This is a genomic window from Microbacterium sp. K36 (assembly GCF_004794355.1).
GTDB classification, from domain to species: domain Bacteria; phylum Actinomycetota; class Actinomycetes; order Actinomycetales; family Microbacteriaceae; genus Microbacterium; species Microbacterium paraoxydans_D.
This window is the reverse complement of sequence record NZ_SSDN01000100.1, coordinates 109,752-117,237: the sequence shown is the minus strand read 5'-3', so window position 1 is coordinate 117,237 and position 7,486 is coordinate 109,752. Positions and strand designations below refer to the sequence as shown.

Sequence of the window (7,486 nt, the reverse complement as noted above, 5' to 3'; positions counted from 1 at the left end):
GGGAGGCCCAGCGGATCGGGGACGGATCCGCCCCCTGCGCGAGCACCGGGGCCGCGGACACGGCACCGCCGACGGGAGGGAGGAGTCCGGCGAGGGTCAGGCCCAGCGTGGACTTGCCTGCACCGTTGGGCCCGGTGATCGCGACGGCTTCACCCGCACGCACCTCCAGGTCGATGCCCTGTGCCACCGGACGCCCCTTCACCCGTGCGACCGCGAGCCCGCGCGCCGACAGCAGCACCTCCCCGGGAGCCGCCCGCGGTGCCGGCGGCTCGGCGGGCGGCCGGCCGGGCACCCAGACGCCGTCCGCGGCCAGGCGCTCGCCCTGCGCACCGAGCACATCCGCGGGAGTGCCGTCCGCCACCACCCCGCCGGTGCCCAGCACGATGACCCGCGTGAGGAGCGGCAACCACACCTCGAGCCGATGCTCCACGACCACGAGGGTGGCGGGACTCGTGGCGAGCATCCGCTCCACCGCATCCCTGACCTCGCGCACGCCCTCCGGATCGAGGTTCGCCGTCGGCTCGTCGAGCAGCACCAGCCCGGGGCCCATCGCCAGTATGCCGGCCAGGGCGAGGCGCTGCTTCTGACCGCCGGAGAGCGCCGCGGTCGGGTGATCGAGCGGCACGTCCAGTCCGACGCCGGCCATCGCCGCCTCGACGCGGGGCCAGATCTCGGCACGCGGCACCCCGAGATTCTCGCACCCGAAGGCGACGTCATCACCGGCACGGGCGAGGATCACCTGCGAGTCGGGGTCCTGGAGCACGAGCCCGGCCCGCCCGCGGGTCGCCGCGGCGGGGTCGCCGTCGACGAGCAGCGCGCCTTCGCTCTCCCCCTCCTCCTCGCCGCCGAGCACACCGGCGAGGCCGTGCAGCAGCGTCGACTTCCCCGCACCGGAGGCGCCGAGCACCAGCACCCGCTCGCCGGGCTCGATGCGGAACGAGACGTCGCGCAGCGCCCAGGCGTGGCGGCTCGCGTGTCGCCAACCCCAGCCGCGGGCCTCGACGCCGGCGGGAGCGAACTGCGCGGACATCAGACGCGGACGCGCGCCTCGCGCCCGGAGCCGAACCGGTCCAGAGCCCCGGTCGCCGCGATGCCGCGAGCGAGCACCCACGACAGCGCACCGGCGATGACGGCCCCGGAGATCACGGTGCTGACGAGGTAGATCGTCGTGAAGGCGGGACCGGACCCGGCATACCAGAGGACGAGGTTGTTGATGCCGCCCGCGAGCGCGGCACCGGCCCCGGCGAGGATCGCGACGGGCAGCGACCAGCGGCGGTAGAAGAACAGCAGGAAGATCAGCTCGGCGCCGAGGCCCTGCACGAGACCGGCCTCGAGCGTGAGGAAGCCGCCCCACTGGTTGCCGATGAGTGCCGAGACGACGGCGGCCAGCAGCTCGACGTAGATCGCGGCTCCTGCCTTGCGGATGATGAGCCCGCCGAGCACACCCGCGAAGAGCCACGGGCCGTCGAGGAGCCCTTGGAGGCCGGGAAGCAGCGGCTCGAGCAGGGCCTTCGGCCCCAGGTAACCGACGTTCCAGGCCAGGAAGATCAGACCGGCGGCGACACCGAGGACGCTGGCGACGACGATGTCGATGACGCGCCAGCGCAGGTAGCCCCGCGCCGGAGCGGCCGCGGTGTTCCTCGACGGGGATGCGGACGTGGACGTACTCATGTGAACTCCTCCCTGCGCTGGCATGACCCAGATCAGGTTCGACGGTCGAAGCGCGATTCGCTCCCTCTCAGCCCGGCTCGCCGGACTCCCGTGGTTGTGCTGTCGATCCTACCGTCCGCGCGTCCCGCGCCGCGCACGGCGGATTCGGGGCCGGATTCGGTACCGTAAGCGAGTGACCGCTTCCGATCCCCCTGAAGAGGCGTCCGGCGGCGTCGGCGTCGACGCGCGGCCCGAAGACCCCGCATCCGCGTCCGCCGTGCCCGCCGTCGACCCTCCCGTCACGGAAGCGGTGGCGTGGGCCGATGCCTCGGCACCGGCGACCGCGCTGACCTGGGTGGACCCGACGATCGTCGCCGTGGAGTCGTCGACACCCGAGTTCGATGCGTCGGTCGGCACGGAGGAGGAGACCGGATTGCTCCGCGACGCGAAGCTGCGCCCCGCGATCGTCGGCCCCGGCCTGCTCGTCCCCCTCGGCGTCCTCGTCGGCCTCGTCGCCTCGTACGCCGGCACCACGCTGCTCTGGCCGCTGCACGAGGTGGCCCCGACTGTCCAGGCGGTCGAGTTCACCCCCGTCGCCGCCCCCACCGCCGCGCTCGCCTGGCCGGCGGTCGGCGACGGGGCGGTCGGCATCGCCGGGATGACCACCGCGGCGTCGACCACCGCTCCGGTGAGCATCGCGAGCATCACGAAGGTCGTCAGCAGTCTCATGGTGCTGGACCGGCTTCCGCTGGCCCCCGGCGAACAGGGCCCGGAGTTCTCCTTCACCTACGCCGACAGCGTCCGGTACTGGGACTACCGGATCTCGAATCAGTCGGCGCTCGATGTGCCGGTGGGCGGAGTGCTGACCGAGTACCAGCTTCTGCAGGGCACCCTGCTCGGTTCGGCCAACAACTACATCGACCGGCTGGCGTCGGAGATCTGGGGGTCCGACCGGGAGTTCGCTGCGGCGGCCGAGGTCTGGCTCGGCGAGCGCGGGCTCTCCGGCATCACCGTGGTGACGCCGTCCGGATTCGACGAGCGCAACGTCGCCACCCCGGAAGCCCTCGTGGCCCTGGGCGAGATGGCGATGCGGAATCCGGTGTTCGCCGAGATCGTGGGCACCCGGTCCGTCGACCTGCCCGGGGCCGGGACGGTCGAGAACACGAACGGCATGCTCGCCGATCCGGGAGTCGTCGGCATCAAGACGGGCACCCTCGTCGGCTGGAACCTGTTGACCGCCAAGGACGTCGTCATCGGCGACGCGACGGTCCGGCTCTACGCCGCGGCATTGAACCAGGAGGACGACGAGGCGCGCCTCGCCCTCACCCGCGCCCTGTTCGCTCAGACGGAAGCGGCGTTGCAGGCCCAGGGCCCGGCCGTGCCGGCAGGCACGGTGGTCGGGCGCGTCCTCACCGTCTGGGGCGAGCGCATCGATGTGGTCGCCGGTGAAGACGCCGATGTCGTGCTGTGGAACGGAGCGAGCGCGACGGCGACGCCGGTGTTCGATCTCGGAGAGGAACGCGAGGCGGACGGGACGGTCGGTACCCTGACCACGACCGGTCCCGTCGACAGCACGGAGACCGCCCTCGTCCTCGACGAGGATCTGGACGGTCCGAGCCCGTGGTGGCGACTCACCCACCCCCTCGAGCTCTTCGGCATCGCCGGAGCCGACTGAGCGCTGACGACCGACGCCCCACTCCGATCCGGAGTGGGGCGTCGTGCGTGAGGCGGGTCAGGACGGAGACGTGGAGCCGTCAGCGCCGTCGTCGAGGAGTGCCCGAGCCGCTGCGGTCTCGGCCGCCGGGAGCTGGGCGCCGACCGACGCTCCGGCCACCGCGTCCGTCGCCTGCTCCTGCGCGCTCGCCTCCTCGTCCGCGTCGCCGGTCACGACGACCGGCGAGGATCCGGTGAGAGCCGCTTCGGCGTCGAGGTCGGTCGCCGCCTGCTCGAACTGCGACTGGTACAGGCGCCAGTACGCGCCCTGCGCGGCGATGAGCTCGTCGTGCGTGCCCTTCTCGACGATGTCGCCGTGCTCCATCACGAGGATGAGGTCCGCGTCGCGGATGGTCGACAGCCGGTGCGCGATGACGAACGAGGTGCGCCCCTGCCGGAGCGCGGCCATGGCGTTCTGCAGCAGCAGCTCGGTGCGGGTATCGACCGCCGAGGTGGCCTCGTCAAGGATGAGGATCGACGGCTGCGCCACGAACGCCCGGGCGATCGTGATGAGCTGCCGCTCACCGGCCGAGACATTCGACGCGTCCTCGTCGAGCACGGTGTCGTACCCATCCGGAAGCGCGTGCACGAAGCGGTCGACGTAGGTCGCCCGCGCGGCGGCCAGCACCTCCTCGTCCGTCGCGGTCGAGCGTCCGTAGCGGATGTTCTCGCGGATGCTCCCGGCGAACAGCCAGGGGTCCTGGAGCACCATGCCTGTGCGGGACCGGAGGTCGTCACGCGTGATGGTCGAGATGTCCTGACCGTCCAGCGTGATCCGTCCGCCGCTGAGTTCGTAGAACCGCATGATGAGGTTCACGAGCGTCGTCTTGCCGGCACCCGTGGGTCCGACGATCGCGACGGTCTGCCCCGGCTCCACCCGGAACGACAGATCGGTGATGAGCGGACGCTCCGGCGAGTAGGAGAAGGAGACGTTCTCGAACTCGATCACGCCCTCCCCCTCGCGAAGCGCGGGGGCATCAGGATCGTCGGCCTCCTGCTCGTCGGCATCGAGCAGGCCGAACACCCGCTCCGCCGACGCGGTGCCGGACTGCACGACAGCAGCCATGCCGCCCAGCTCCGACAGCGGCTGGGTGAACTGCTGCGAGTACTGGATGAAGGCCTGCACATCGCCGAGTCGCAGCTGGCCGCTGGCGACCATGAGGCCGCCGAGCACCGCGATGCCGACATAGGTCAGGCTGCCGACGAAGGTCATCGCGGGCATGATGATGCCGGAGAGGAACTGCGCCTTGAAGCTCGCCTGGAACAGCTCCTCGTTCTCTGCCTTGAACTTGTCCAGAGCGTCCTGCTCACGGCCGAACACCTTGACCAGCGCGTGCCCGGAGAAGGCCTCCTCGACCCGGGCGTTGAGCCGGCCGACCTTGCGCCACTGCGTGCCGAAGGCCTTCTGCGAGCGCGGTCCGATGACACCGAAGATCACGCCCATGAGCGGGAGTGCCACGAGCGCCACCAGCGCGAGCTGCCACGAGATCGAGAACATCATCACGAGCACGCCGATCACCGTCAGCACGGCGGTCAGGGCACCGGACAGCGACTGCTGCATGGTCTGGGTGATGTTGTCGATGTCGTTCGTCACGCGGGAGATCAGCTCGCCGCGCTGCACCTTGTCGAAGTACGCCAGCGGGAGCCGGTTGATCTTCGCCTCGACGGACTCCCGCAGGCGCCACATGGTCCGGACCATGATGACGTTGATGACGTACCCCTGCAGCCAGCTGAGGAATGCGGCCACGACGTAGATCGCGAGGACGGCCGCGATCACCCAGCCCAGCGCGTCGAAGTCGATGCCGTCGCCGACTCGGAAGTCGCCGAGCGCTCCGACCTGATTGGCGAAGTCGGTCTGTCCGGCGTCGCGCAGGGCGTCGACCACCACGTCCTGCGGCGTCCCCGCCGGGAATCCCGGGAAGTCTCCGCTGGGCTGGCCGAGCTGGATGGAGATGAAGCCGCGGTAGACGATGTTCGTCGCCTCGGCGAGCACCTTCGGGGCGGCGACGGTCAGCACGACCCCGATCGCTCCGAGGATCGACACGAAGACGAACCAGACCGCGGAGGGCTTGAGCAGCCCGATCATCCGGGCGAAGCTCGTGCCGAAGTTGTCGGCCTTGCCCGGTGCGACGCTGTCCCAGTCGCCGGAGTTCTGCCGTGCCTGCTCGGCGAGCTCGGCCTCGTACTGCTCCTCGGCGGTGAGCTCCCGCTCGGCCGTGGGCGCGGCGGCCGCACCCCGTCCGCGACGGCGCCGGCCCTGGGTCCCTGAGCTTGTCGAAGGGTCCTGCTCGCTCATGCGTCCACCCCCAGCTGCGACTCGACGATCTCCCGGTAGGTCTCGCTGGTCTCCAACAGCTCCTCATGGGTGCCGACTCCGACCATCGTGCCGCCCTCCAGCACCACGATGCGGTCGGCATCGGTGATGGTGGAGATGCGCTGCGCGACCACGATCTTCGTCACGTGCGGGAGCTCCCGCCAGAGCGCCTGCCGCAGCCGGGCGTCGGTGGTGAGGTCGAGCGCGGAGAACGAGTCGTCGAACACGAGCACCTGCGGGCGGTGGACGAGGGCCCGCGCGATCGCGAGGCGCTGTCGCTGTCCCCCGGACACGTTCGTGCCGCCCTGGGCGATGCGGGAGTCGAGGCCGTCCGGCATCTCCTCCACGAAGTCGCGCCCCTGAGCGATCTCCAGCGCGTGCCAGAGCTCCTCGTCGGTGGCGTCCTCGCGGCCGTAGCGCAGGTTGGACGCGACGGTGCCCGTGAAGAGGAAGGGACGCTGCGGCACGAGGCCGATGCTGTCCCACAGCGCCTCGACGTCGGCGTCGCGGACGTCCGTGCCCCCCACGTGCACCGCACCGCCCGAGACGTCGAACAGGCGAGGGATGAGCGAGACGAGCGTGGTCTTCCCCGAGCCGGTGGAGCCGACCACCGCGACGGTCTCGCCCGGCTCGGCGGCGAAGCTGATGCCGCTGAGGACCGGGGCGTCGGCGCCGGGGTAGGTGAACTCCACGTCGTCGAACGCGACCGCTCCCGGTGTCGGGAAGGCGGTGACGCCGTCCGCCGGTCGCGTCATGGTCGACTCGGTGTTCAGCACTTCACCGATGCGCTCGGCCGAGACGGCGGCGCGCGGGATCATCATCGCCATGAAGCTCGCCATGATGACGCCGCCCATGATCTGACCGATGTACTGCATGAAGGCGAACAGCGTGCCCACCTGCACGGTTCCGTTGTTGACCTCGATGCCGCCGAACCAGATGACGGCGACCACGGTCACGTTGAGGATGAGCATGAACAGCGGGAAGAGCAGCACGAACAGCGAGCCGACCTTCCGGCCGACGACCATGATGTCGGTGTTCGCGCCGCGGAAGCGCTCCTCCTCGATGCGCTCGCGGACGAAGGCCCGGACCACGCGCACGCCGGTGAGCTGCTCGCGCATGATGCGGTTCACGTTGTCGAGCTTGCCCTGGTAGCTGCGGAACAGCGGCACCATCCGGCCGATGACGAGTGCCGCGAGCAGGAGCAGCACCGGGACCGAGACGGCGATCAGCCAGCTCAGCCCGGCGTTGGTCTGCACGGCGAAGATGATGCCGCCGATCGCGAGCAGCGGCGCCGTGACGAGCATGGTCGCGCCCATCATCGCGAGCATCTGCACCTGCTGCACGTCGTTCGTGTTGCGGGTGATGAGGGAACCGGCGCCGAACTGCGAGACCTCGCGCTCGGAGAAGCCGCTGACCTTGCCGAACACGTCGGCGCGGATGTCACGGCCCGCCCCCATCGCGGCGCGGGCGGCGAAGTAGGTCGCGATGACCGAGGCGACGATCTGGCCGAGCGACACCGCCAGCATGAACAGACCGGTGCGCCAGATGTACGCGGTGTCGCCCTGCGCGACGCCCTTGTCGATGATGTCGGCGTTGAGGCGGGGCAGGTAGAGGGTGGCGGCCGCGCTGGCGAACTGGAAGACCAGCACGGCGACGAGGAGCCACTTGTAGCGAGACAGATATCGGAGGAGGAGTTTTCCCAGCACAGGCGTACTTTCTCGGAAGGAGGAGGCGGCGGGTCTCCCGGCAGACGGATGCCGACCGACGACCGGCCATAGGACAGGGTGCCACGAAGCGGCGACATTCGGA

At 70.5% G+C, this 7,486-nt stretch carries 5 protein-coding genes and 1 riboswitch; of the genes, 1 reads left to right on the top strand and 4 read right to left on the bottom strand.

Annotation, left to right across the window (positions count from 1 at the left end; translation table 11 throughout):
• Both DW296_RS15705 and DW296_RS15700 read right to left on the bottom strand, forming a co-directional pair.
• The coding region (locus DW296_RS15705; protein ID WP_205808032.1) for an ABC transporter ATP-binding protein at nucleotides 1-1,030 on the bottom strand (1,030 nt) is incomplete at its 3' end.
• Nucleotides 1,030-1,671, bottom strand: coding sequence for an ECF transporter S component (locus tag DW296_RS15700; protein WP_136052969.1), 642 nt, complete (start codon nucleotides 1,669-1,671; stop codon nucleotides 1,030-1,032). The genes DW296_RS15700 and DW296_RS15705, both read right to left, overlap by 1 nt.
• A riboswitch (TPP riboswitch) is annotated at nucleotides 1,662-1,773 on the bottom strand. It overlaps the preceding gene by 10 nt.
• A 70-nt stretch (nucleotides 1,774-1,843) precedes the next feature.
• Here DW296_RS15700 and DW296_RS15695 point away from each other — a divergent pair.
• Nucleotides 1,844-3,325: a D-alanyl-D-alanine carboxypeptidase family protein gene (locus DW296_RS15695; protein WP_136052968.1), complete on the top strand. Its 1,482-nt coding sequence runs from the start codon at nucleotides 1,844-1,846 to the stop codon at nucleotides 3,323-3,325.
• Between the two features lie 57 nt (nucleotides 3,326-3,382).
• Here DW296_RS15695 and DW296_RS15690 read toward each other — a convergent pair whose 3' ends face one another.
• Entirely contained in the window at nucleotides 3,383-5,659 is a 2,277-nt protein-coding gene (locus DW296_RS15690) for an ABC transporter ATP-binding protein (RefSeq protein WP_136052967.1), read from the bottom strand.
• Nucleotides 5,656-7,383 (bottom strand): ABC transporter ATP-binding protein, encoded by a 1,728-nt coding sequence (locus DW296_RS15685; RefSeq protein ID WP_136052966.1) that lies wholly within the window; start codon nucleotides 7,381-7,383, stop codon nucleotides 5,656-5,658. The genes DW296_RS15690 and DW296_RS15685 overlap by 4 nt, the downstream gene beginning before the upstream one ends.
• Nucleotides 7,384-7,486 lie beyond the last annotated feature (103 nt).

What these genes read in the sequence shown, in the direction of transcription:
- DW296_RS15700 (WP_136052969.1), bottom strand. Translation starts at nt 1,671, where the DNA reads ATGAGTACGTCCACGTCCGCATCCCCGTCGAGGAACACCGCGGCCGCT.
- DW296_RS15690 (WP_136052967.1), bottom strand. Translation starts at nt 5,659, where the DNA reads ATGAGCGAGCAGGACCCTTCGACAAGCTCAGGGACCCAGGGCCGGCGC.